The organism is Streptomyces sp. NPDC096012 (genome assembly GCF_040426375.1).
Classification (GTDB): Bacteria; Actinomycetota; Actinomycetes; order Streptomycetales; family Streptomycetaceae; genus Streptomyces.
Genome location: NZ_JBEOTD010000014.1, coordinates 24,616 through 47,193, shown reverse-complemented (window position 1 = coordinate 47,193; position 22,578 = coordinate 24,616). Strand labels below are relative to the sequence as shown.

Annotated in this window: 21 protein-coding genes, 1 tRNA gene and 3 pseudogenes; 6 read left to right on the top strand and 19 right to left on the bottom strand. The window is 69.6% G+C overall.

Features of this window, described 5'->3' with window-relative positions:
* Window positions 1-362: 362 nt before the first annotated feature.
* Window positions 363-2,165 carry a gamma-glutamyltransferase gene (gene ggt, locus ABVB68_RS16305; protein WP_353601742.1) on the bottom strand — a complete coding sequence of 601 codons (1,803 nt, stop codon included), beginning with the start codon at window positions 2,163-2,165 and terminating at the stop codon, window positions 363-365.
* A gap of 143 nt (window positions 2,166-2,308) precedes the next feature.
* On the opposite strand from ggt, the gene ABVB68_RS16300 reads away from it, so the two are divergent.
* Together ABVB68_RS16300 and ABVB68_RS16295 are read left to right on the top strand one after the other, a co-directional pair.
* On the top strand, window positions 2,309-3,055 hold the full coding sequence (locus tag ABVB68_RS16300; protein WP_353601741.1) for a hypothetical protein: 747 nt from the start codon (window positions 2,309-2,311) through the stop codon (window positions 3,053-3,055).
* 108 nt (window positions 3,056-3,163) lie between these two features.
* The gene (locus tag ABVB68_RS16295) at window positions 3,164-4,729 is read left to right on the top strand and encodes an alpha/beta fold hydrolase (RefSeq protein ID WP_353601740.1); all 1,566 of its coding nucleotides are present in this window, start codon (window positions 3,164-3,166) and stop codon (window positions 4,727-4,729) included.
* 48 nt (window positions 4,730-4,777) lie between these two features.
* Here the strand turns inward: ABVB68_RS16295 and ABVB68_RS16290 are convergent, their stop codons facing one another.
* The 12 genes and pseudogenes from ABVB68_RS16290 to ABVB68_RS16235 all read right to left on the bottom strand — a co-directional run bounded on the left by ABVB68_RS16290 (window position 4,778) and on the right by ABVB68_RS16235 (window position 14,525).
* On the bottom strand, window positions 4,778-5,656 hold the full coding sequence (locus tag ABVB68_RS16290; RefSeq protein ID WP_353601739.1) for an amino acid ABC transporter permease: 879 nt from the start codon (window positions 5,654-5,656) through the stop codon (window positions 4,778-4,780).
* Window positions 5,653-6,297 carry an amino acid ABC transporter permease gene (locus ABVB68_RS16285; protein ID WP_353601738.1) on the bottom strand — a complete coding sequence of 215 codons (645 nt, stop codon included), beginning with the start codon at window positions 6,295-6,297 and terminating at the stop codon, window positions 5,653-5,655. The genes ABVB68_RS16290 and ABVB68_RS16285 overlap by 4 nt, the downstream gene beginning before the upstream one ends.
* Before the next feature lie 11 nt (window positions 6,298-6,308).
* Entirely contained in the window at window positions 6,309-7,280 is a 972-nt protein-coding gene (locus tag ABVB68_RS16280) for a glutamate ABC transporter substrate-binding protein (RefSeq protein WP_353601737.1), read from the bottom strand.
* A gap of 15 nt (window positions 7,281-7,295) precedes the next feature.
* Window positions 7,296-8,039 carry an amino acid ABC transporter ATP-binding protein gene (locus tag ABVB68_RS16275; RefSeq protein ID WP_353601736.1) on the bottom strand — a complete coding sequence of 248 codons (744 nt, stop codon included), beginning with the start codon at window positions 8,037-8,039 and terminating at the stop codon, window positions 7,296-7,298.
* A gap of 136 nt (window positions 8,040-8,175) precedes the next feature.
* Window positions 8,176-8,595 (bottom strand): DUF6278 family protein, encoded by a 420-nt coding sequence (locus ABVB68_RS16270; RefSeq protein WP_353601735.1) that lies wholly within the window; start codon window positions 8,593-8,595, stop codon window positions 8,176-8,178.
* Window positions 8,596-8,788: 193 nt separating this feature from the next.
* Complete coding sequence (locus tag ABVB68_RS16265; protein WP_353601734.1) at window positions 8,789-9,568, bottom strand: exodeoxyribonuclease III; 780 nt, start codon at window positions 9,566-9,568, stop codon at window positions 8,789-8,791.
* A 44-nt stretch (window positions 9,569-9,612) separates the two neighbouring features.
* Window positions 9,613-10,248 (bottom strand): MBL fold metallo-hydrolase, encoded by a 636-nt coding sequence (locus ABVB68_RS16260; protein WP_353601733.1) that lies wholly within the window; start codon window positions 10,246-10,248, stop codon window positions 9,613-9,615.
* A 36-nt stretch (window positions 10,249-10,284) separates the two neighbouring features.
* On the bottom strand, window positions 10,285-11,577 hold the full coding sequence (gene pcaDC / locus ABVB68_RS16255) for a bifunctional 3-oxoadipate enol-lactonase/4-carboxymuconolactone decarboxylase PcaDC (protein ID WP_353601732.1): 1,293 nt from the start codon (window positions 11,575-11,577) through the stop codon (window positions 10,285-10,287).
* A gap of 32 nt (window positions 11,578-11,609) precedes the next feature.
* A pseudogene (locus tag ABVB68_RS16250) lies at window positions 11,610-12,702 on the bottom strand (IS110 family RNA-guided transposase).
* 707 nt (window positions 12,703-13,409) lie between these two features.
* A tRNA-Met gene (locus tag ABVB68_RS16245) sits at window positions 13,410-13,483 on the bottom strand.
* A 321-nt stretch (window positions 13,484-13,804) separates the two neighbouring features.
* A pseudogene (locus ABVB68_RS16240) lies at window positions 13,805-14,017 on the bottom strand (XdhC family protein); the annotation flags it as partial.
* A 313-nt stretch (window positions 14,018-14,330) separates the two neighbouring features.
* On the bottom strand, window positions 14,331-14,525 hold the full coding sequence (locus ABVB68_RS16235) for a hypothetical protein (protein ID WP_353601730.1): 195 nt from the start codon (window positions 14,523-14,525) through the stop codon (window positions 14,331-14,333).
* Between the two features lie 394 nt (window positions 14,526-14,919).
* Here ABVB68_RS16235 and ABVB68_RS16230 point away from each other — a divergent pair, with 394 nt between their 5' ends.
* Window positions 14,920-15,480 (top strand): hypothetical protein, encoded by a 561-nt coding sequence (locus ABVB68_RS16230; RefSeq protein WP_353601729.1) that lies wholly within the window; start codon window positions 14,920-14,922, stop codon window positions 15,478-15,480.
* Window positions 15,481-15,738: 258 nt separating this feature from the next.
* Here the strand turns inward: ABVB68_RS16230 and ABVB68_RS16225 are convergent, their stop codons facing one another.
* Window positions 15,739-15,942 (bottom strand): cold-shock protein, encoded by a 204-nt coding sequence (locus ABVB68_RS16225; RefSeq protein ID WP_030052720.1) that lies wholly within the window; start codon window positions 15,940-15,942, stop codon window positions 15,739-15,741.
* A 240-nt stretch (window positions 15,943-16,182) separates the two neighbouring features.
* On the bottom strand, window positions 16,183-16,521 hold the full coding sequence (locus ABVB68_RS16220; protein ID WP_353601728.1) for a MerR family transcriptional regulator: 339 nt from the start codon (window positions 16,519-16,521) through the stop codon (window positions 16,183-16,185).
* 1,233 nt (window positions 16,522-17,754) lie between these two features.
* Between ABVB68_RS16220 and ABVB68_RS16215 the strand changes: the two genes are divergently transcribed.
* A complete protein-coding gene (locus ABVB68_RS16215; RefSeq protein WP_353601837.1) occupies window positions 17,755-18,147 on the top strand; it encodes an ATP-binding protein in 393 nt (130 codons plus the stop codon).
* A 46-nt stretch (window positions 18,148-18,193) separates the two neighbouring features.
* Window positions 18,194-18,549 (top strand): annotated as a pseudogene (locus ABVB68_RS16210) (hemolysin III family protein); the annotation flags it as partial.
* Window positions 18,550-18,653: 104 nt separating this feature from the next.
* Here the strand turns inward: ABVB68_RS16210 and ABVB68_RS16205 are convergent.
* The 4 genes from ABVB68_RS16205 to ABVB68_RS16190 all read right to left on the bottom strand — a co-directional run bounded on the left by ABVB68_RS16205 (window position 18,654) and on the right by ABVB68_RS16190 (window position 21,506).
* The gene (locus tag ABVB68_RS16205; RefSeq protein ID WP_353601727.1) at window positions 18,654-18,962 is read right to left on the bottom strand and encodes an SCO5918 family protein; all 309 of its coding nucleotides are present in this window, start codon (window positions 18,960-18,962) and stop codon (window positions 18,654-18,656) included.
* 50 nt (window positions 18,963-19,012) lie between these two features.
* Window positions 19,013-19,417: a CBS domain-containing protein gene (locus ABVB68_RS16200; RefSeq protein ID WP_353601726.1), complete on the bottom strand. Its 405-nt coding sequence runs from the start codon at window positions 19,415-19,417 to the stop codon at window positions 19,013-19,015.
* Window positions 19,418-19,463: 46 nt separating this feature from the next.
* Entirely contained in the window at window positions 19,464-20,957 is a 1,494-nt protein-coding gene (locus ABVB68_RS16195) for a DEAD/DEAH box helicase (protein ID WP_353601725.1), read from the bottom strand.
* Between the two features lie 345 nt (window positions 20,958-21,302).
* Window positions 21,303-21,506: a cold-shock protein gene (locus ABVB68_RS16190; protein WP_023586116.1), complete on the bottom strand. Its 204-nt coding sequence runs from the start codon at window positions 21,504-21,506 to the stop codon at window positions 21,303-21,305.
* A gap of 716 nt (window positions 21,507-22,222) precedes the next feature.
* Here ABVB68_RS16190 and ABVB68_RS16185 point away from each other — a divergent pair.
* Window positions 22,223-22,444 carry a hypothetical protein gene (locus ABVB68_RS16185; RefSeq protein WP_353601724.1) on the top strand — a complete coding sequence of 74 codons (222 nt, stop codon included), beginning with the start codon at window positions 22,223-22,225 and terminating at the stop codon, window positions 22,442-22,444.
* Window positions 22,445-22,578 lie beyond the last annotated feature (134 nt).

Below are 22,578 nucleotides of genomic sequence, written 5' to 3'. Positions count from 1 at the left end.
GCGGGGCCCGGTGCGCCGGGCGCCGCCATCGCGAGCGACACCGCACCCGTCATGACGCCAGCGCCGCACCGCACCCCGTCACGACGCCACCCTTGCACCCGGTCCTGACGCGAGGGCGCCGTCCTGTCACCCAGGCGCGTCCTGACGCCGGGGGCACCCTGTCGCCCAAGGCACCGCCCTGTCGCCCAAGGCACCGCCCTGACGCTCAAGGCACCGCCCTGACCCGCCCAAGGCACCGCCCTGGCACCCGGGCACCGTTGGCACCCAAGCGCCGTTCTCAAGTCCACCGCGCCGTGCCGACGCCCACTGCACCGTGCCGGCGTCTAGGGCGCCGTGCCGACGTCTAGGCACCGTGCCCACGTCTAGGGCGCCGAGTCCACCACCATCGCCGAACCGCCGCCGCGCCGTGTCCTCTCGGCGGCGGCCAGCCACTTCCCGTTCGGCAGCCGTTGCACGCCGGTCGCCGCGCCGATCTCGGGATTGAGCGAGAAGGAGTGGCCGATCCTCTCCAGCTTCGTCCGCAGGTCGCTGTCGAAGAGGGCCGGTTCGAGTTCCGTCTTCGCCGCGTTGCGCTGACTGGCGCGGGGTGCGGCGATGGCGTCGACCAGCGGCAGGTGCCGGTCGAGGAACCCGGTCAGGGTCTGCAGCACGGTGGTGATGATGGTCGCGCCGCCGGGCGAACCGAGCGCCACCACGGGCTTGCCGTGGCGGTCCAGGACGATCGTCGGGGAGATCGACGAGCGCGGCCGCTTGCCCGGGCCGGGCAGGTTCGGGTCGTGCACGGCGGGGTTGGCCGGGGCGAAGGAGAAGTCGGTCAGCTCGTTGTTGAGCAGGAAGCCGCGGCCCGGCACGGTGATGCCGCTGCCGCCGGTCTGCTCGATGGTGAGCGTGTAGGAGACGACGTTGCCCCACTTGTCGGCCGTCGTCAGATGGGTGGTGTTCTCGCCCTCGTAGGTCGTCGGAGCCGCCGTGCCGCCCTTGCCGCAGGCCGCGGGGTGCCGCGGGTCCCCCGGCGCGAGCGGGCTGCCGAGCACCGCGTCGTCCTTGATCAGGCAGGCCCGCGAGTCGGCGAACCGCTGGGACAGCAACTGCCGCGTCGGCACGTCCTCGAAGGCGGGGTCGCCGACCCAGCGCCCGCGGTCGGCGAAGCCGATCCGGCTCGCCTCGATGAAGTGGTGCAGGTACTGCACCTCGCTCGCCTTCGAGAGGTTCGTCCGCTCCAGGATGTTGAGGGCCTCACCGACCGTCGTGCCACCGGAGGAGGAGGGCGCGATGGAGTACACGCCCAGGCCGCGGTACGACGTCCTGGTGGGCGCCTGGAGTTTGGCGCGGTAGACGGCGAGGTCCTTCTCGGCGAGCTTGCCCGGGCGGGCGTTCCAGCCGGAGGCGGGGTCCACGGGCGGGTGCTCGACCGTCTTGACGATGTCGTCGCCGATGTCTCCGCGGTAGATCGCGTCCGTGCCCTTGCGGCCCAGCTCCTCGTAGGTGCGGGCGAGTTCGGGGTTCTTCAGGGTGGTGCCGACCACGGGGAGCCTGCCGTCCGGCAGGAACAGCTTCGCGGTGTCGGGGAAGTAGCGGAACCGGGTCTCGTTGGAGGCGGTCTGCGAGCGGAAGGTGTCGTCCACCGTGAACCCCTCGCGGGCGATCCGCTCGGCCGGCCGCAGGACGGTGCCGAGCCGCTTGCTGCCCCACTCGTCCAGCGCCTTCTGCCAGGTGGCCGGCGTGCCCGGGGTGCCGACGCTCAGACCGCTGCTGACGGCGTCGGCGAACGCGAGCGGCTTGCCGTGCTCCGTGAACAGGTCGGAGCCGGCGGACAGCGGTGCGGTCTCGCGGCCGTCGATGGTGTGCACCGTACGGGTCCTGGCGTCGTAGTAGACGAAGTAGCCGCCTCCGCCGACACCCGCGGAGTAGGGCTCGGTGACGCCGAGCGCGGCGGCGGTGGCGACGGCCGCGTCGACGGCGTTGCCGCCGTGCCGGAGCACCTCGATGCCGGCCGCGGAGGCGTCCGCGTCGACGCTGGCGACGGCACCGCCGTAGCCGACGGCCACCGGAGCCTTGCCGGCCGTCCGGCTCGTCGTCGCGGCGGGCGGCGCCGCGGCCCCCACCGACACCACGGCGGCCGAGACCGCCAGAACCGCCAGTTTCCGCGTACCTGGGCGACCCATGCGTACCTCCCGTCGGGACAGTCCGCGCAGCGTAACCAGATCGGCGCCCTACCGACAGTACGCCTCGGCTCCCCGCCACACGACCGTCACAGGTCGAACACGGGTACGTAGCCGCCGCCCCGGGCCCGCTAGCATGCGCGGCCATGAACGACGACGTGCGCAACATCGTGCTGGGGGTCATAGCGGCGGGCGTCTCCGCCTCGCTGGGCTGGCTCGCCCGCACTTACCTGTGGCGACGCAGACTCCGGCGCAAGCAGGCGTTCTTCGGGCTGCCCGACCATTCCGAGGCGCTGCTGGTCGTCAACCGCAACGCGGGCGGGCCGGAGCTGTCGGTGATGCGGCACGACGTGTTCGCCCTGCTCGAACTGTCCGCGCTCATCAAGGACTGCCACGCGCACGCGCAGGTCGTGGCGCACGACGCCACCCGGCAGGGCTTCGGCGAGCGCACGGAGTTCTGCCTCGGGGGGCCCGCCTCGAACCGCCGGATGGCCGCCCATCTCTCCTCCCTGCTGCCGGGAGTGCACGTCAACGTGGAGGCCGAGGCCGTACCCGAGCGGTGGGCCTTCCGGGTCGACGGCAGCGACTACCCCCTGGAGGGCGGCCGGAGCGAGTACGCGCTGCTGGCCCGGCTCACCGCGGGCGAGCGGCGCGAGGCCCGCCCGGTCTTCCTCTTCTGCGGCCAGACGGCCGTCAGCAACCAGGCCGCCGCCCGCCATCTCGCCCGGCATCACGAACGGCTGGCCCGCAAGTACGGGACCGGCTCCTTCGTGCTGCTGCTGAAGGTGGTCAACTCGCAGGCGTACGGCCCCGATGTGGTGGAGCTGGTGGCCGACGTGACGCGGGCGGCTCGGACTCCCCCGCCCGAACCGGCCGCCACGGGAACCGAGTGAAAGTCCAACAACCTTTACCCGTACGTAACTTACCGACGGGTTACTTGCGGTAAGGCAGGCCGGTTACCGTCGGGTCACTTTGCACTGGACCAAGTGAAGGAGTGACCCATGGGACAAGGTCGCACCGCTCTGCGCGCCTCGGCCGCGGGAGCCGTCTCCGCGGCGCTGATCGCCGGCACCGTCGTCGGCCTGGCACCGGCCGCGCAGGCCGAGCCGTCCGTCCGCTTCGTCGACATCGCGGGCGACGGCGGCACGGTGCTGAAGGCGAACGTCCTGACGCCCGCGGGCGCCGACGGCTCGCGGGCGTACCCGCTGATCGTGCTGCCCACGAGCTGGGGACTGCCCCAGGTCGAGTACCTCGCCCAGGCACAGCAGCTCGCCGACTCCGGCTATGTGGTGCTCAGCTACAACGTGCGCGGCTTCTGGCAGTCCGGCGGCCAGATAGAAGTGGCCGGTCCGCCGGACATAGCGGACGCCTCCAAGGTCATCGACTGGGCCCTCGCGCACACCCCGGCCGACCCGGGGAGGATCGGGATGGCCGGGGTGTCGTACGGCGCCGGGATCAGCCTGCTGACCGCCGCCCACGACAAGCGCGTCAAGGCCGTGGCCGCGCTCAGCGGCTGGGCGGACCTGGTGGCCTCGATCTACTCGGGCCGCACCCAGCACGTCCAGGCCCTCGGCGTCCTGGACGGCGCGGCCACCCTCACCGGCCGCGAGAGCCCGGAACTTCGGCAGATCTTCAACAACCTGTACTCCTCGAACCTGTCGAAGGAGCAGGAGATGATCGACTGGGGTCGCAAACGCTCGGCCATGACCTATGTCGACCGGCTGAACGACAACGGTGCCGCCGTCATGCTCGCCAACGCCTGGGGCGACACGGTCTTCCCGGCGAACCAGGCCACCGACTTCTACGAGAAGCTGACCGGCCCCAAGCGGCTGGAACTGCGCTCCGGCGACCACGCGACCGCCGAGCTGCCCGGCCTGTTCGGGCTGCCCAACGACGTGTGGACGGACACCCGGCGGTGGTTCGACCACTATCTCAGGGGCGCCGCCAACGGCATCGACCAGGAGCAGCCGATCCAGCTGAAGTCCCGTAACGCGGAGGGGTACGAGGGCTACCCGGACTGGAAGTCGGTCGGCGCCACCCGGCGGAAGATCGCGCTCGCGGGCTCCACCACCATCCACGCGAACATCGACTCCGGGGCGGACGGCGGGATCGTCTTCCTCTCCAGCATCCTCGACCAGGTGGCCCAGCTGCCGCCGGTCGCCTCGATACCGCTGCTGCCGCGCCGCTGGGCGGCCGTGTGGCAGTCGGAGCGGTACGCCACGGCCCAGCGGGTGCGCGGCACCGCGGCACTGCACACCACGCTCACCCCGGACAAGGAGAGCGGCACCCTCATCGCCTACCTCTACGACGTGGGCCCGCTCGGCTTCGGCAGGCTGGTCACGCACGCGCCCCTCACCTGGCACGGGAAGACGCCCGGCGAGCCGTTCGGCGTCGACCTGGACCTGTTCTCCACGGCCTACGACGTCCCCGCCGGGCACCGGCTCGCCGTGGTGGTCGACACGGTCGACCCCCTGTACACGGAGCACAACCCGTCCGGCGCGCAGCTGACCTTCTCCTCGCCCTCGGGTGACCCGTCGTACCTGTCGGTCCCCTTGCGCGAGCAGTGATCTCCGGCTGCCGCCGGACGAGCCTGGCCCGTGTGAACTGCCACCCCCCTACGGTCGCGGGGCCGTGGGGGGCTCCCCACCCGGCAGCAGCGCCCCAGGACCGGCCGCGGCGACCGCCACGGCCTCGGTCTTGGGACTGCGCTGCTCACGGCGGGACACCCAGCCGGCGAACCACGAGAGCAGCATGCACATCCCGATGTAGATCGGCGAGATCACCATCACCACGGGGATGAACGGCAAATCGTAGTCGAGGTTCGAGGCGATGAGCTTCCCCGCGTGCAGGAACTCCTCGTAGGTGATGAGAAAGCCGAGGGAGGTGTCCTTCAGGGCGACCACCAACTGGCTGATGATGGCGGGCAGCATGGCCCGCAGCGCCTGCGGTCCCAGGACGTGCGCCATGACCTGGGTCTTGCGCATGCCGAGCGCGAACGCGGCCTCCTGCTGGCCGCGTTCGACGGCGTTCACCCCGGAGCGGAAGACCTCGGCGAGCACCGAGCCGTTGTAGAGGGCGAGGCCGGCGACCAGCGCGGGCAGCGGCTGCACCTTGAGCGCCACGAAGATGAAGAAGATCATCACCAGCACGGGCATGGCGCGGAAGAACTCCACGACGAGCGTGGCCGGCACGCGCACCGCACGGTGGTCCGACAGCCGGCCGACGGCCAGCAGCCCGCCGAGGGCGAGGGAGAGGACGGCCGCGAGCGCGAACGCCTTCAGGGTGTTGCCGAGACCGCGCAGCAGCAGTTCCTGGATGCCCTTGTACTCGAACGGCATCCACTTGGTGTAGGTGAACTGTCCGGTGCTGAACAGGAGATACAGGAGCCAGGCGACCAGGGCGAGGATGACCGCGGTGCTCAGGAAGCCGTAGACGCGGTGCCGTTGCCGGGTGCGCGGGCCCGCCACGTCGTAGAGGGCGGTGGCCTGGGTCATCGGGTCACTCCCCAGGTCCGCTCCAGCACGTTGAACAGGGCGCTGATGGCGAGCGTGATGATCAGGTAGCCGACGGCGATCCAGACGAACGTCCAGACGATGTTGTAGCCCAGTTCGTTGATGGTCTTGTAGGTGCCGAGCAGTTCGGTGACGCTGAAGGCGCCCGCGATCGCGGAGTTCTTGGCGAGCGCGATGAGCGTGGAGCCGACCGGCGGGATCACCGACCGGAACGCCTGCGGCAGCACGACCAGGCTGAGCGTCTGCGTGAAGGTCATGCCGAGGCTGCGGGCCGCCTCGCCCTGTCCCGTGGGGACGGTGTTGATGCCGGAGCGCAGTACCTCGCAGATGAACGCCGAGGTGTAGCAGCCGAGGGCGAGCACCGCGAACAGCTGGAAGGGCAGCACGAGCCCGAACCTGGGCAGGCCGAGCAGCACCGCGAAGAAGAGCAGGGTGAGCGGGGTGTTGCGCAGGACGGTGACCCAGACCGTGCCGAAGACCCGCAGGGAGCCGACCGGGGCGACCCGGAAGGACGCCATCAGGAATCCCAGCGCCAGGGCCAGCAGCGAGGCGTAGACGGTCAGTTCGACCGTGCCGAGGAAACCCTCCCAGTAGGTCGGGAAGTTGTCTTTCAGTACGTTCATGCCGTCCTCGCTCAGCTCGCCGGGTAGCGGTCGATGGCAGGCGGGTGGGGGGCCGGCACGCCCGAGAGGCCGAGCGTGGCGTCGTACGCCTTCTTCCAGTCGCCGTTCCTCTCGCGTGCCTGGAGTGCGTCGTCGAGGGCGAAGCGCAGGGCGTTGTCGCCGTGCGGGACGCCGATGCCGTACGGCTCCTTCGAGAACGGCTTTCCGACCACCTTGAGTTCGCCGGGTGCCTTGGCCGCGTAGCCGATGAGGATGGCGTCGTCGGTGGTGACGGCGTCGACCTGGTAGGTGAGCAGGTTGTCGACGCAGACGGAGTAGGTGTCGTAGGCGACGAGGACGGCCCTCGGATAGTCGTCCTTGATGCGCTGGTACGGCGTCGAGCCGGCCGCCGAGCAGACGCGTTTGCCGGCGAGGTCCTGGGGGCCGTGGATGTCGTTCTCGTGCTTGCGGACCAGCAGGGACTGGCCGGCCATGTAGTAGGGGCCGGCGAACCCGACGAGCTTCTTGCGGTTGGCGTTGATGGTGTAGGTGCCGACGTAGTAGTCGATCTGGCCGTTCTGCAGGGCGGTCTCGCGGTTGGCCGAGGCGATGGTGCGGAAGTGGGTGCTGTTCGGCGGGAAGCCGAGGGAGGCGGCCATCATCTTGGCGATCTCGACGTCGAAGCCGGAGTAGGTGCCGGTCGCCGGGTCCTTCTCGGCGAGGTAGGGCTGGTCCTCCTTGGTGCCGACGACGAGGTGGCCGCGCTTCTCGGCGCGGGTCCAGGTGCTGGAGCCGGGCAGCCGGAAGCCCCGCGCCACCCGGTAGTCCGGGAGCTTGTCGGCCGCCGGGCCCTTGGCGGGCGGGCTGCCCTCCTTGCCGCAGCCGGCCGCGAGCAGGGCACAGGCGCCGAGCAGTGCGGCGCACAGGGCGCGGGGCACACGGGCGACCCGGGCGCGGGGCACACGCGCGGCCGGGGCACCTGGCACACGGGGGGTACGGAACATGCGGCGCACTCCAGGTCAGTGCTTGAGGATCTTGGAGAGGAAGTCCTTGGCGCGGTCACTGCTCGGGTTGGTGAAGAACTCCTCCGGGCTGCGGTCCTCCACGATCCGCCCGTCGGCCATGAAGACGACACGGTTGGCGGAGGCGCGGGCGAAGCCCATCTCATGGGTGACGACGACCATGGTCATGCCGTCCCGGGCGAGCTGCCGCATGACCTCCAGCACCTCGTTGATCATCTCCGGGTCGAGGGCCGAGGTGGGCTCGTCGAAGAGCATCACCTTGGGGCCCATGGCGAGGGCGCGGGCGATAGCCACGCGCTGCTGCTGGCCGCCGGAGAGCTGCGCCGGGTACTTGTCGGCCTGGTTCGCCAGACCGACCCGGTCCAGGAGCTCGCGGGAGCGACGGTCGGCGTCGTCCCTCTTGCGTCCGCGGACCTTGACCTGGGCGAGGGAGACGTTCTGCAGGACCGTCTTGTGGGCGAAGAGGTTGAAGGACTGGAAGACCATGCCGACCTCGGCCCGGAGCCGGGCGAGGGCCCTGCCCTCCGCGGGCAGCGGCTGTCCCTCGAGCGTGATGGTGCCCGAGGCGATGGTCTCCAGCCGGTTGACCGTCCTGCACAGCGTCGACTTGCCCGACCCCGAGGGGCCGATGACCACGACCACCTCCCCCTTGCCGACGGTGAGGTCGATGTCCCTGAGGACATGCAGCTTCCCGTAGTACTTGTTGACGTTCCGCAGCTCGATCAACGGATCGACGGCCATCCGCAGCCCTACTCGCTTTCAGCTGTGTCGTGGTTGCCGCAAACTATCCAGACAACAGCGGAGCCGACGGACGACACGCACTTTCCGCGCATTAGCCGTATTTACGCCATCGAGGTGCCCTCACGCCCTCATGACCTCAGGATTCGGCGATCTCCGCGTACAGCTGGGACAGCTCGGGAACACCGCTCGCGGCCCACTCCTGGCCGGCCGGCACCACCTCGGCCTCCCGGCCGGAGGCAAGGCGTACGACGGGCTCCCCGTCCGCGCGGATCACCCAGACGGCACCGGGCACGGTGCGCACCAGGACCGTGCCCAGGTAGAGCCCGGCGTCGTTGCCCAGCCACGGCAGGGTCTCGGGGTCGTCGCGCCAGCGCGGCACCATCTGGTCCAGGGCCTCCAGCGAGGCCGGGGTGTCGTCGAGCCGGACACCCGCCTGGGCCGCCTGCGAGCGGAGCAGTTCGCACTCGGACAGCAGCGCGGCGACCGACGCGGGATCGGCGAAGAGCACCGCGGGACCGTTCTTCTTGTGCCGGTGGCCCAGGAACGGAATGTTCATGCATCCAGCGTGGCATCGGACGCCGAGGCCGACCACCACCGGCGGCCATCGGACGTCGGCACCGACCACCATCGGCGGGCATCGGACGACGAGGACGATCGAGACCGACCACCACCGGCGGGGCATCAGACGCCGAGACCGACCACCACCGGCGGGGCATCAGACGCCGCGGCCGACCACCACCGGCGGGGCATCAGACGTCGAGGTCGACCACCACCGGCGCGTGGTCGGAGGCGCCCTTGCCCTTGCGTTCCTCGCGGTCGACGTAGGCGTCCTTGACCGCCGCGGCGAAGGGCTCGTTGCCGTACACCAGGTCGATGCGCATGCCGCGGTTCTTCGGGAAGCACAGCTGGCGGTAGTCCCAGTACGTGAAGGGCCGCTCGTACTTCAGCGGGCGCGGTACGACGTCGTGCAGGCCGGCCTCGCGCAGGGCGGCCAGGGCGGCCCGCTCGGCGGCGGTGACGTGCGTGGAGCCCTCGAAGGCGGCCACGTCGAAGACGTCGTCGTCGGTCGGCGCCACGTTGTAGTCCCCCAGGACGGCGAACGGGCGGCTGCCTTGCGCGTCGCCGTACACGGCCGCTTTCAGGGCCTCGAACCACTGGAGCTTGTACGCGTAGTGCGGGTGGCCGACCTCGCGGCCGTTGGGCACGTACACCGACCAGACGCGGACCGGGCCGCAGGTCGCGGAGATCGCGCGCGGCTCGGTCACGCCGTCGTAGCCCGGGTCGCCGGGCAGGCCCTTGACCACGTCCTCCAGGCCCACCCGCGAGAGCACCGCCACGCCGTTCCACCGGCCGGTCGCGTGGACCGCCGCCTCATAGCCCAGCTCGCGCAGCTGGTCGGACGGGAACTGCTCCTCGGCGACCTTGGCCTCCTGCAGGCACAGCACGTCGGTGCCGCTGCTCTCCAGCCAGGCCAGCAGCCGCGGGAGGCGGGCGGTGATCGAGTTCACGTTCCAGGTGGCGATGCGCATGCTCCACAACCTACCCGGCGGGTGTGACAACGCCGGGTCCGCGTTCAGACCTGCGCCGACTCCCCCGGGGCGAGCCGCTGGTGGTCCGTACCGCCGAGAGCGCCGATCTGCCGGTCGTAGATCGGGCGGGCGAGGTCGGTGAGCAGGGCGTCGTGGACGTCGTAGGCGCGCTGCGGTGCGACCTCGCGGACGTAGTCGATCACCTCGGCGATCTTGTTCCACGGGGCCATGACCGGGAGCAGCAGCGTCTCCACCGGGTGGTCCGGGACGGTGAGCGCGTCACCCGGGTGAAAGACGCTGCCCCCCTCGACCAGATAGCCGACGTTGGTGATGCGCGGGATGTCCGGGTGGATCACCGCGTGCAGTTCGCCGTGGACCTGCACCTCGAAGCCCGCCGCGCTGAAGGCGTCGCCGTGGCCGACGGTGTGCACGCGCCCCGGGAAGGCCGCGGTGAGCCGGTCGGCGACGGACTTCAGCGTCCAGATCTCCGCGGCCGGGTTGCCCTCCAGGGCCGCCCGCAGCCGGCCCTCGTCGAAGTGGTCGGCGTGCTCGTGGGTGACCAGGACGGCGTCCGCGCCGGCCGCCGCGTCCTGCTCACTGAACCCACCGGGATCGATGACGAGCGTGCGGCCGTCCTTCTCGAGGCGGACACAGGCGTGGGACTTCTTCGTGAGCTTCATGTCTCCCCATCCTGCCGCCTCGGGCCCCGCGAGGCCTCACTCGGCGGGCGTGGTCTCCTCGCGGATGACCCGCTGGGCCACTGTGAAGGCCCGGCCGGCCGCCGGCATCCCGCTGTACACGCCCGTCTGCAGGAGCACTTCCTTGATCTCGTCCGGGGTGAGCCCGTTGCGCAGGGCCGCCCGGATGTGGACGGCGAGGTCCTCCAGGTGGCCGCCCGTGACCAGCGCGGTCAGCGTGATGCAGCTGCGGGTACGGCGGTCCAGGCCCGGCCGGTCCCAGATCTCGCCCCAGGCGTAGCGGGTGGCGAACTCCTCGAAGTCCCCGCAGAACTCGCCGGCCTGCGCCAGCGTCTGCTCGACGTGCGCGTCGCCCAGCACCTCCCGGCGGATCTTCATACCGGTCTCGTACCGGTCCGGCTGCCCCGCGGGCTGCGCCGGTCCGGCCGCCGGGGCGATCTCCGCGACCGGTACGGCCTGCGGCGGCGCGAGCGGGACCGGGGCGGCGGGCTGGAAGCCCGGCAGCACCGTCTGACCGGTGTCGTAGGACGGCTGCCAGGCGGTGGAGAAGTGGCGCACCAGCAGGTCGGTGACGGCGGCGGGCTGCTCGACCGGCACCAGGTGGGAGGCGCCGGGGACCACGGCGAGCCGGGCGTCGGGGATGCCGGCGACCAGCGTGCGGGCCTCGGCGGGACCGGTGACCTGGTCGTCGGAGCCGACCAGCACGAGGGTGGGCACACCGACGCGGCCCATCTCGCCGCGTACGTCGAAGGTGGCGAGGGCCTCGCAGGCGGCGATGTAGCAGCCGGGGTCGGTGGTGCGCACCATCTGCACCGCCCACTCGGTGATCGCCGGCTGGGCCGCGGCGAACCCGCCGGTGAACCAGCGGTCGGGCGCGGTCCGCGCGATCGGGTCGAGCCCGTTCGTGCGGACGATCACTCCGCGCTGCCGGAACTCGTCGGCGGTGCCGAACCGCGGCGAGGCCGCGACCAGCGCGAGCGAGGCGACCCGCTCCGGGTGGCGCAGCGCCAGCTCGATGCCGACGGCACCGCCCAGCGCGCAGCCCGCGTAGCCGAAGCGCTGCACACCGAGCGAGTCCAGCGTGCCCAGCAGGCGGGCCGTCAGCTCGGTGACCGAGGCGGCCGGGTGGGCGGGGGCGCCGCCGTGGCCCGGCAGGTCGAACCGGAAGACCCGCCACTGCTTCATCAGCTCGGGAACCTGCCGGTCCCACATGTGCCATGTGGTACCCAGTGAGGGACCCAGGATCAGGACCGGAGCGTCTTCCGGCCCGTCAAAGCGGTATTGCAGGGTGTTCGGGGGTGTCTCACTCACGCCCCAGACCCTCTCACGTCTCACGACTGCCCCTATAACGCGGGGGCGCGGGAAACCGGTCTGACCAGGTTGAAGACCTCGCGGGCCGCGTATCGCTTGAGGCATCGGATGATCTCACGTCGGGTCTTGCCCTCCTGGGTGCGGCGTTCGTAGTACGCCTGGGTGCGCGGGTCGTGGCGCAGGCGGGTGAACACGATGCGGTGCAGGGCGGCGTTGGCCGGCCTGCCGGTCGCCGCCGTAGTTGAGCCGGCGCGTGCTCCGGCGGCCGGAGGAATACTCGACGGGGCTGACTCCGCAAAGGGCAGCAAAGGATGCCTCGGTGTTCAGCCGCTCGGGGTTGTCTCCCATGGTGATCAGCAAGGTGACTCCGCTGTCCGGGCCGATGCCCACCGGTGCGAGTAGCTGTGGGGCGTGACGTTCGACGAGCTGGGTCAGGCGTTGGTTCAGCTCATTGATCTGCCCGGTGAGCTGCTCAATACGCTCGGCGAGCATGCGCAAGGTCAGGTGGGTGGCCTGGGTCACCGCGTCCTCGTCTCCCCCACCGCCGAGGCGTGCGCAGGTGCGGAACAGCTCGCGGTTGCCCAGGCTGGACAGCTGTTCCCGAAGTGCGGGGTCGGCGATGACGAGGACGGCTTTGAGCTGGTTGATCGCCTGGGTACGGGCCTTGACCGCGGAGTCCTTGGCCAGCTTGAAGATCCGGGCGCTGTGCACGGGTCCGTCGCCGGACTTGGCCCGGGCCCGGGCGCGGCCACTGAGCACGGCCCGCGCGGCGGCCTGCGCATCGAGCGGGTCTGACTTCCCCAGCAGCCGGCGGGCTGAGCGGTCAGGCCGGTTCACCTCGTACACCTCGACGTGCTGAGCCAGCAGGTAGCGGGAGAGGCCCGCGCCGAAGGTGCCGGTGCCCTCCACACCGGCACGGCGCACCGTACCCAGCTTGCGGGCCCACACGAGCAGCTGCCGATAGCCGGCCGCCGTCGCGGGAAAGGACTCCGTTCCCAGGATCTTCCCGAACGGGGAGATCACGGCGGCAACATGCACCTCGCCGTGCGTGTCCACGCCCAGGACGACCTCGCGCCGAACGGGCGGATCCGTGCTCGAGGAGGTGCTGCGCTGTCTGGTCGTCATGGTGGTTCGCCTCCGGCGTGGTGACGTGCTGGGTGGATGGCACCGGCCTGCTCGGGCGGTCTGAACCGTGATGGCGCCTGAACTCGGCAAGGCCCCTATCGGGACACGCCCTGTGGCTCGGTGGCAGGCAGCGTCCCGCAACGGCAGTCGACAGGTCCGTGACTGGACACTTCGGTCATAGATCTCACGAGTCAGACCCCCGCCCGGGACGACACTGCACAACCGTCCCATCGATCCCGGTACAGCTGTATGACTCGATCACTGCCGGATGACTTCGGCCGAACCGATGCTCAATCTGACCGAGCGGGCTGACAAAGCGTTGACTCTCGTCCGCTCCTGACCCGTATTGGCAGGGAGACGTCACGCAAGGAGGTGGTGCTGACCGGCTGCGGCGGCTGCGGCTCCGCCGGCGCCCAGCGCAACACCGGCCGGTGGTCGCGGCATCTCAGGAGTCAGACTCCGCCGCAGGACAGCACCCACCTACTGTTCTCCGATGAATCAGACCTCGCCGACCATGGACAGACGGGAGGGACATGGGCACCGCTAGTTTCCTGGCTGGTTCACGGTGGCGGAGGCGGCGTACGGCATCGGTGCAGCCCAGTGCGTTGACGCCTTCTGCGACCGCGGTGCCCTGTTCGCCGAGAGCCAGGTCCGAACCGGCACACACGCAGTGAAGGCCCGGTGGATGCCGGGCCTTCACGTTTGAGTAGCGGGGACAGGATTTGAACCTGCGACCTCTGGGTTATGAGCCCAGCGAGCTACCGAGCTGCTCCACCCCGCGTCGGTACGGTGAACTGTACGGCACCGATCGGAATCGACCCAATCGACTTTCGCATGCGCTCGTCGCGCTGGTCGTCATCCGCCTGTGAACAAACAAGCAGACTCGTCGGACGAGCGAGCACCCCGGAAACTCCCCGTCGAGACCGCACACCCGCAGTCATGCACATGGCCGCCTGTCCATGCAGCGCCGGAGGAGACGCCATGCCCACTGCGGCGTCCGAGCGTCGGTTCCGCCCAGGGGGACTCGGTGGTGTCCGGGGAAGGCCGCCGCATCGCCGACGGTTAACTTCACGGCGCAGGAAGAGGGTGCTGCGGAACCCGCCACGACGACTTCGTCGGCGTACGGGAAGGGGGCGACGGTCGCGAAGACGGGTCGGGCGTCGCAGACGGTGACGCGGTACCCGAGTAAGCATGCGGCCTGGCTGAAGTCGACGGCGCCGAAGATTGGCATGCGGGGCGGAGCAGCATGTACGGGAACGAGGACTGAGAGCTTCTCCGGGCAGCTGTCAGGGTCCCCTCCGGCATCGATCACGGCGTGCTCACATTCCCTGAACGTGTGTGTTGCCGCTCATGGTCGAGCACGTCGTGGCCCCCCATTCCCTCATATCTTCCGCCTCGAACACGGGGCGCCTACCATCGCAGGTCAGCTGAAGACCGGTGTCTCGCCTTCTCTCGCTCCTCTGTCCCTACCCTGCCCCACCAAGCGCCGCATCCCGGAAAACAGCCGACTTGCAGACAGGACTGCGGCGGATTCCAAGCAGGGGGGATGCCCAGGGACCGCCCCGCCCGTCCCGGAGCAACACGCGGCAACGTGTGTGACAAGCGGCGCGAGCTCGAACCCGGCGCGGTCAGTAGGTGGCGAGGGAGATGGCGGCGTAGTGCGCGGTGACCGAGTACACGGCGCAGGCCAGGACCGCCTGCTGAGTACCGGCCAGGCAGATGAGTACGACGCCCGCGATCAGTGCGGCGGGGACCATTCCGGCATGGAGCCAGCCACGCAATTTCGGCTTGATCGGTTCGGCCAGGTCGGCCACCCGCTCCACCAGAGCAGTAACCGAGTGAGCCCCCTTCCCCGCCTGGTCGCCTGGTGATTCGTCGGGTAGCCCGTCTGCACGGCGCTCCGCACGCGCTGACACGACGTGACCACATTCGACTTCAGCGGCGTCGCGGGACACAGCTTCTCGGCCTTCCCCGGGCTCCTGGGCGTCACTGGCAACCATGCGGTCATGCTAGGAAACCTCACCCGGACACATGGCGGGAGGTCGGTCCGGAACAGAGCCACGTCGCCGGGCCTGAGCCGGTTCGCCACCATGGGAACTCCTACCCCGTTGACCTACCGCCAATTGGGCCTGCCGAAGCCGAGTAGAACGGCTGGTCCTGGGAACGATCAGGGCTTACGAACGGGCATCTCCGCTCGCCTACGCGCAAGGATCGCCGATGCTTCCTGAGGTCCGCCCCTACGTATCCAGCGCGCTCGCAGACCAGTTGGAACACCAACTGGACCTGGCTCCGCATCTCGAGGCGGGCCGGCTCGATGTGGAGGGCGTCGCCGGCGTCGCAGTGGTCGCAGCCGCCCACTGCGATGGCTATGCGGCCACCGGCCATCTCCTCGGGCTGCTGGCCGCGCTGCCTGCCCCCACCGCGGCAGGAGAGCACTTCTGGTCGGACCTGTGGAGGTCTTCGGGCACCGCGTACCTGCTCCCCGTCAACATCAAGGATCCGGTGCTGCGTTCCCTGGCAGGAGAGGGAACCGCCCTGGCCCGGCAGATCCTCTCGGCCGTCGATGAGATGACCCCACCCCAGCGTTCCGCGGCCGGGGAGGTGATCGGTCAGGCCCTCGTCGAGTCCGACCATCTGCCCGACCTCAAGACACAGGTCATCGGAGAACTGTGGCTCCGAGATCTCGAGCTCACCGCCTGGCGCGTCCTGCACGCAGACCGCAGGTCGGACGATCCGGCTGGACGGAAAGCCTTCCTCGACGCCTGGACGAGCGTCTGAACGTCGGCTCCTCCGAGCTGCACGGGAGCCGCGCCAGACACGCGGCTCCCGTGCCCGACGACGCTTGCAGCGACTGAGGTCAGGAAGGTTCAAGCCGAGGTGGCAGCGGCCCCGGGCCTCAACAGATCAGGGGGCCGCGCAGCCATGGCTGCGCGGCCCTGATCCTGCACCGGCCCGGCACGAGAGCAGGCGCCTTCGTCCAGGTGGGCGTCGGCCACCGGACGCGGCGCGCACGATCCCTCGAGCAGGTCTGCGAGGTCAGGCCAAGTTGATGTTCTCGGCCTGCGGGCCCTTCTGGCCCTGGGTGACGTCGAACGTCACGGCCTGGCCCTCCTGGAGCTCTCGGAAGCCGGTGGAGTTGATCGCGGAGTAGTGTGCGAAGACATCCGGGCCGCCGCCGTCCTGGGCGATGAAGCCGAAGCCCTTCTCCGCGTTGAACCACTTCACAGTACCCGTTGCCATGTCTTATGCCTTCCAGTCGATGAACGCCTACCACTCCGTATGGCAGACGGAGGTGATCGTCCTGGTTCCCGCGGCACAGCACAGCAAAACGCCCACACCAAAGGCGCGGGCAGGGAATTCCGAACCACGACAGCTGACCCAGACGTTACACGCGCACGCACCGGGTCACCACAGGAAATGATCAGGCCACACACGAGACCGTGCGTGCGGTGCCCGCCGACGCTGACGGGCACGCTCATCTCATGCTGCTGCCGTCGGGTTCGCTGATTCGGCGGCGCGGCGGTATTCGGCGTTGAGGCGCTGGGCTCCCTCGAGCTGGTCTTCAAGGATGACGATCCGGCAAGCGGCCTCGATGGGGGTCCCGTGGTCGACGAGTTCCCGAGCCCGGGCGGCGATGCGCAACTGGTAGCGGGAGTAGCGGCGATGTCCGCCTGCGGAGCGCAGCGGGGTGATGAGGCGGTGTTCGCCGATGGCCCGGAGGAAGCCCTGTGTGGTGCCGAGCAGTTCGGCGGCCCGGCCCATGGTGTAGGCGGGGTAGTCGTCGTCATCGAGACGGCCGAACGTGTCGTCTGCTGTCATTGCACCTCTCTGTGGAACGCGTGGAGGGGCCCTGGCGCCGTACTGGCACCAGGGCCCCGAAGGAACTACTACACCATCTGCCGGCCCTGATACTGCACCGGCCTTCTGTTTCCGCAAACCCGACCGAGACGCTGTCGGGGGCGCGGGGATCGCGGTTGCTTGACCGGAGACCACCTCACTATCGCGATGTCCTGCGGTACCCGGGGCCAAGAATTCCGCCCGGGCGATCCTGATGGCGCTGGCTCCTCCGTTCTTCCCTCTTGATCAACTACTCACTTTCGGAAACTGCGAACTGCTGGTGGCCTCGAACAGCGCCACTCTTCGACAGCCAGCCCCGTCGCCCGTCCTGCGTCTGCTCTGGCTTAGAACCCCACTGCCGAACTTCCCGGTGCGCGCGTCCGCAGCCGACGCCTTCACCGAGGTACTGCTCACTGACTCCGCTGCTGGGTACTGCGAACCTTCACTTACTGGTACTGCCACTGCGGTGCTGCTCATGGCGGCCCCTGATCACTGCGAGCCACCCGGTCCGGTCGTCAGTCCCGTCGCCGTCCTGCAACTGCTCTGGCTTCGGAACTCCACCACCGCACCGTCCTGCGAACTACAACTGCGTACTGCTGCCCGGCAGTTCATCTCTGCCGGGCCTCTCTTGATCTCGGCTACGAGAGAAACCATAACCACACCGCCGACGAATGTCTACTCCGGCCGGCATAGATTTCCGTGCACTCGACGATGAGGTAGCCCGTCTCGACCAGTCTGCCTCGACCGGTCCATGTACGGTTCAAGCAGCTTCGGGGCTCAGTCCGCCGCGCAGGGATTCCCCGCCGCGCAGCACGTCGGGCTGAGCGGGACGTCGCCGACTGCGCCGCGGCTACCGTCGGCGGGCACCGGCCAACACTGCGTCTCGTGGAGAACTCCACTGGCCGGGACGGGCGTTTCCAGCCGTGACGCCCCGCAGGTCGGCCGTTGACGAGCGCGGCAGGAGTCCCTGCGCCGCCCTCGACGGTCCCGGGATGATCGAGCAGCTCGTGGCGAACCGGCACGGCCTCTGACTCGAGCAGACCGCCGGCTGCGGAGACACGGGCTCACGGCAGCAGGTGCCTGTCATGCGTCGACTGTGGTCCTCCGTACCCTTCAGGCAAGCACTGTGGCTCCGCGGGGTTGGCGGGTGGAGGGCACAGGGGCTGGGTAGGCACGGGCAGGGGCATGGACTATTCAGAGACCGTGGTGACCCTGATGATCACGGTGATGGCCAGCGCCGCAGCCGTCCGTTCCACCACAGCCATTGCCGACGCACGCGATACGGCACGGGCCTTCCTCCAAGGTTTGCAGCAGCCGGCCCTGGCCCCTGACGCGGCGGACACTGTGGTCTTGGCCGTGTCCGAGCTCGTCACCAATGCCCTGCGCCACGGCGGGGGCCGCTGCACACTGGAACCGACTGCGCACCCCGACACCATCGAGGTCGCCGTTCACGATCCCAGCCGGCATGTGCCGCGCATGCGCACGCCTGACCTGAACGGCGGCACCGGGGGCTTCGGCTGGCCCATAGTCACCCGCCTCGCGCGCGCCACGGCGGAAACCCGCTGGGCCTCCGGCGGCAAGACCGTGAGCGCCTTCCTTGCCCGGTAGCGTCACCACTCAGGCAGCCGGATGGCCGGCGAATACGGTCCGCCTCATGTCGCAGCCCGACGAGTTGCTCGCTGGCGTCGGCGCCCCGGGTGGAGTCTGACCAGAGCAATCAGAGTCCCTGATCGTGGTCACCAGTGGCGCTGTCATCACCGGTCGACTGGCTCTCTCGCAGCCACGTGAAGGCAGAGGGTGTCGGATGTGCTGACGGATTCCGCCCGCTTGGACGAGTCGCCGCCGTCTTCGACTCCCCAGCGAAGAAGGACGGGCCGCCCACGCGTCTGCACTTCCATGTCGCCCGGATCCTGCAGGGCACTCTGGAAGTCCGGAGACGGGTGGAGGTACCGGGTTGCGATCGAGGACGTCAGCGCCTGGACCGGGGGCGACTTCAGCGGTTCCGGCCACCGAGCGACGGCGACGGGAACCCGCTGCACGCGGTGTGGGCCCGACCGGCGTACCGGTCGGGCCCACACTGCTGCTCAGATGTCGGCTGGTGCCTGTTTACCCGGTCAGACCGTCACGGGGGTGCCGAGCATCGCGGAGGCGTGCTGCATCGGGCTGAGAATGCCCAGGGGCGCTGCCTTGGGGAGGGCGCGGCAGGTGAAGCCGAGCTGAGCCATGGCCCGCAGGACTTCGGCGGCGCTGAAATCACGGCGGTCCTGGCGGGTGATGACCTGGCCGACCTGCTTGACGGGGTAGTGGCGGCGGCCGATGATCACCGATTCTCCGGTGACCGGTTCGGGCTTGATGCCCTTCATCGATTCCAGCACTCCGCCCTTGGTGAGCTCGAAGGGGAATCGGGCGATGACGCAGCGCATGTGGCCTCACAGAGAGAAGGAGAGAACGGTCCGACCAGGGGCGAGGTGTTTCAGCGGGAGAGGGCGAGGATGCCCAGGGCGCTGCCTCGCTCGTCGACCACCGGCAGGACACCGAGCCGACGGGTGCGCATCGCGTGCTCGGCTTCGGCCATCGTGGTCACGGGTGAGGCGAACGAACCGTGGTCGCCGAGGACGTCGCGCAGGCGGACCCGGTCCGTGTAGTCGGAGCTGTCACGGACGGCGGCAAGTTCGGTACGGGTGACCAGGCCGGTGCACTGGCCGTCCTGGTCGCAGACGACCAGTCGGCCTGTGCGTGCGGCGGCCATGACGGCCAGCGCCACCTCCACGCTCATGTCGTCCCAGACCTGCGGTCCGGCCTCGTCCATGACTTCGACCGCCGTCCTGTGCGCGGGGTCGGTGTCCGCCGGGCGGGTCTGCGTCTGAACCAGCGTCAAAGGGTGCCTCCTGCAGAGATGGGCCGGCTTCCTGATCACGAAAGTTCTAGGCCACCGTGCCGAAGCCGGACTGGCGTACGGGGGTGCGCCTGGTCGCCGAGGAGGGGCGGCGGCGGCCTCGGGAGGAGGCGCTGCGCTTGGGGCGTTCGACCACCGGTGCGGTGATGACAACCGGGATGCCGGACGGGGCCTGGGCGCCGGTGATCCGGCTCAGGGCCTCGTCGCCCGAGCGGATCTGGGTGGTCTGCGGCCGGATTCCGGCGTCCGCCATGAGGCGGACCATGCCGCGGCGCTGGTTCGGTGTGACCAGGGTGACGACGCTGCCGGACTCGCCGGCGCGGGCGGTACGGCCGCCGCGGTGGAGGTAGTCCTTGTGGTCGGTCGGCGGATCGACGTTGACGACCAGGTCGAGATTGTCGACGTGGATGCCGCGCGCCGCGACATTGGTCGCCACCAGCACGGTGACGTGCCCCGTCTTGAACTGCGCCAGCGTGCGGGTGCGCTGCGGCTGCGACTTGCCGCCGTGCAGCGCGGCGGCCCGTACCCCGCTGTTGAGCAGGTCCTGGGTCAACCGGTCGACGGCGTGCTTGGTGTCCAGGAACAGGATCACGCGGCCGTCGCGGGCGGCGATCTCGATCGTGGTGGCGTGCTTGTCGGCGCCGTGGACGTGCAGGACGTGGTGCTCCATCGTGGTGACCGCACCAGCCGACGGGTCGACCGAATGCACGACGGGGTCGGTCAGATAGCGGCGGACCAGCAGGTCGACGTTGCGGTCCAGGGTGGCGGAGAACAGCATGCGCTGCCCCTCCGGGCGCACCTGGTCGAGCAGCGCGGTGACCTGGGGCATGAAGCCCATGTCGGCCATCTGGTCGGCCTCGTCCAGCACGGTGATGCCGACGTGGTTCAGCCGGCAGTCGCCGCGGTCGATGAGGTCCTTGAGCCGCCCCGGTGTCGCGACGACGACCTCGGCTCCGCCGCGCAGCGCGCTGGCCTGCCTGCCGATCGACATGCCGCCCACCACCGTGGCCAGCCGCAGCCGCACGGAGCGGGCGTACGGGGTGAGCGCGTCGGTCACCTGCTGTGCCAGCTCACGCGTGGGTACGAGGATCAGCCCCAGCGGTTGGCGGGGCTCGGCACGCTGTCCGGCGGTGCGGGCGAGCAGGGCGAGGCCGAAGGCGAGGGTCTTGCCGGAACCGGTGCGGCCGCGGCCCAGGACGTCACGGCCCGCCAGGGAGTTCGGCAGTGTCGCTCCCTGGATCGGGAACGGTGCGGTCACACTCTGCCTGCCGAGTTCGGCCAGCAGCTGCTCGGGCATGTCGAGATCGGCGAAGCCCTCAACGGCGGGCAGCGCGGGGGTGATCGTCCTGGGCAGCGCGAACTCACCTTGCACTGCGGCGGGCCGACGGCCGTAACCGCCGGAGCGGACGGGCCCGCCGGTACGGCGCGGTGCCTGCGAGCCGTAGCCGCTGCCGCCCCTTCCGGCGTCGGCACGGCGGTCACGGGTGCGGGCGGGGCGGTCGTTCGTGTACGTGCGGTTCATGCGGAACCTTCCTCGATGTGGCACATATCAAGGAATTCCCGCTGCGATGAATGGCACGGAGAATTACAAGTATGGACCGGTGACAAAAGAAAGCAGATCTGGCCGACGGAAATATCCGTGGGCACAGGTGCTGAAATGGGTGACGCGATGGGGACCTTGCGATCCGGACGTCGGCTGCGGTGCAGCGCTTCAGGATGCGTCCGCTTCCTGAGGGAGGAACCGCTTGTGGTGGTACTGCGGATTCCTCCGGGGCGTCCCGCGGGTGAAAGCCGCTGTGGGAAACGCATGCAGCTGGGGCCCGCACCCCGAAGGATGCGGGCCCCAGCTGCGGATTGCGCGTGAGCGTCAGGCCGGAACGATGTTCTCGGCCGTCGGGCCCTTCTGGCCCTGCGCGATGTCGAAGGTCACCTTCTGGCCCTCGAGCAGCTCCCGGAAGCCCTGCGCGGCAATGTTCGAGTAGTGGGCGAACACGTCGGCGCCGCCACCGTCCTGCTCGATGAAGCCGAAGCCCTTTTCAGCGTTGAACCACTTCACGGTACCAGCAGCCATGTCATATCTCCTTTGGGGCAGTGCATCAGCATCCGCACCGCGCGGACGCCGTGTCGCCGCGATGATTACCCCGCCCGGACATGACCGGAAATACAAAAGCGCTCCCGACCGGCAGAAAGCTGGTGGGGGCACTTGAAGTTTCGGGAACCACAACTGCAACTGAGATAGACAGTAGCACGCCGGAGCGGCCTGTGTGCGGTGGATAATTCCACTCTGCTCTTCGCGACAAAAACTCCCGCTGCCCGACCCCGCAATATCTGATCCCTCGGGAACAGATATTGATTCACTCGGAGTTCAACGTCTCAGCAGAGTTGCCGACCGGCACGCTGCGCGACGGCCGGAAAAGGCTGCCGACGCCCAGGAAACGCAGCCGCGAGCCGTGGCCGGGGTGGCCAGCTGGCCCGACCATGAGCCCGGGCTTTCCGCGCCCACTGCCGACCACGGCTGGTCAGCCTCTCGGACTCTTCGGCAGCCTCGGCTCGCGAAGAGGCCCATCCCACATGTGTGACTTTCGCTGTCGTACTGAGGGCGCCTTGCTGTCGCGGCAGGGGCGAGGCGTACAGGAAGCCTTGCCTCTGTATGGAGACCGGTGATGACGACCTCTCGCGTGCCGCGGTCCTCGCTTGACGGCATACCTGACGGCGCCGTGATCGCCCTCCTGGAGCAGGAGAACGCGCAGTTGCGGCACACCGTCGATTCGCCTCGGTGTTCAGCCGATGCGGGTTGTCTCCCATGGTGATCAGGAGCGTGACGGCGCTGTCCGGACCGATGCCCACCCGCTCGAACAGCTGCTGTGCGTGACGTACGACGACCCCGGTCAGGCGCTGTTTCAGCTCATCGATCTGCCCGGTGAGCTGCTCGACGCGCTCGGCCAGCATGCGCAACGTCAGGTAGGTGGCCTGGGCCACCGCGTCCTCGTCTCCGGGCGCGGCCACTGAGCACGGCCCGCGCGTCGATCGGTCCGGTTTGCAGGGCAACCAGCGGGTCGAGCGATCGGGCCGCTTCACCTCATACACCTGAACGTACTGGGCGAGGAGGTAGTGGGACAGGCTCACTCCGAAGGTGCCGGTGC

Excerpts from the sequence above, each read along its gene's own strand:
- ABVB68_RS16275 (WP_353601736.1), bottom strand. The coding sequence starts at position 8,039 with ATGGCCGTCGATCCGTTGATCGAGCTGCGGAACGTCAACAAGTACTAC.
- ABVB68_RS16195 (WP_353601725.1), bottom strand. The coding sequence starts at position 20,957 with ATGAACCGCACGTACACGAACGACCGCCCCGCCCGCACCCGTGACCGC.
- ABVB68_RS16190 (WP_023586116.1), bottom strand. The coding sequence starts at position 21,506 with ATGGCTGCTGGTACCGTGAAGTGGTTCAACGCTGAAAAGGGCTTCGGC.
- ABVB68_RS16295 (WP_353601740.1), top strand. The coding sequence starts at position 3,164 with ATGGGACAAGGTCGCACCGCTCTGCGCGCCTCGGCCGCGGGAGCCGTC.
- ABVB68_RS16270 (WP_353601735.1), bottom strand. The coding sequence starts at position 8,595 with ATGAACATTCCGTTCCTGGGCCACCGGCACAAGAAGAACGGTCCCGCG.
- ABVB68_RS16265 (WP_353601734.1), bottom strand. The coding sequence starts at position 9,568 with ATGCGCATCGCCACCTGGAACGTGAACTCGATCACCGCCCGCCTCCCG.
- ggt (WP_353601742.1), bottom strand. The coding sequence starts at position 2,165 with ATGGGTCGCCCAGGTACGCGGAAACTGGCGGTTCTGGCGGTCTCGGCC.
- ABVB68_RS16220 (WP_353601728.1), bottom strand. The coding sequence starts at position 16,521 with ATGACAGCAGACGACACGTTCGGCCGTCTCGATGACGACGACTACCCC.
- ABVB68_RS16290 (WP_353601739.1), bottom strand. The coding sequence starts at position 5,656 with ATGACCCAGGCCACCGCCCTCTACGACGTGGCGGGCCCGCGCACCCGG.
- ABVB68_RS16300 (WP_353601741.1), top strand. The coding sequence starts at position 2,309 with ATGAACGACGACGTGCGCAACATCGTGCTGGGGGTCATAGCGGCGGGC.
- ABVB68_RS16215 (WP_353601837.1), top strand. The coding sequence starts at position 17,755 with ATGATCACGGTGATGGCCAGCGCCGCAGCCGTCCGTTCCACCACAGCC.
- ABVB68_RS16185 (WP_353601724.1), top strand. The coding sequence starts at position 22,223 with ATGCGGGTTGTCTCCCATGGTGATCAGGAGCGTGACGGCGCTGTCCGG.
- ABVB68_RS16280 (WP_353601737.1), bottom strand. The coding sequence starts at position 7,280 with ATGTTCCGTACCCCCCGTGTGCCAGGTGCCCCGGCCGCGCGTGTGCCC.
- ABVB68_RS16285 (WP_353601738.1), bottom strand. The coding sequence starts at position 6,297 with ATGAACGTACTGAAAGACAACTTCCCGACCTACTGGGAGGGTTTCCTC.
- ABVB68_RS16230 (WP_353601729.1), top strand. The coding sequence starts at position 14,920 with ATGCTTCCTGAGGTCCGCCCCTACGTATCCAGCGCGCTCGCAGACCAG.
- ABVB68_RS16260 (WP_353601733.1), bottom strand. The coding sequence starts at position 10,248 with ATGAAGCTCACGAAGAAGTCCCACGCCTGTGTCCGCCTCGAGAAGGAC.
- ABVB68_RS16205 (WP_353601727.1), bottom strand. The coding sequence starts at position 18,962 with ATGCGCTGCGTCATCGCCCGATTCCCCTTCGAGCTCACCAAGGGCGGA.
- ABVB68_RS16225 (WP_030052720.1), bottom strand. The coding sequence starts at position 15,942 with ATGGCAACGGGTACTGTGAAGTGGTTCAACGCGGAGAAGGGCTTCGGC.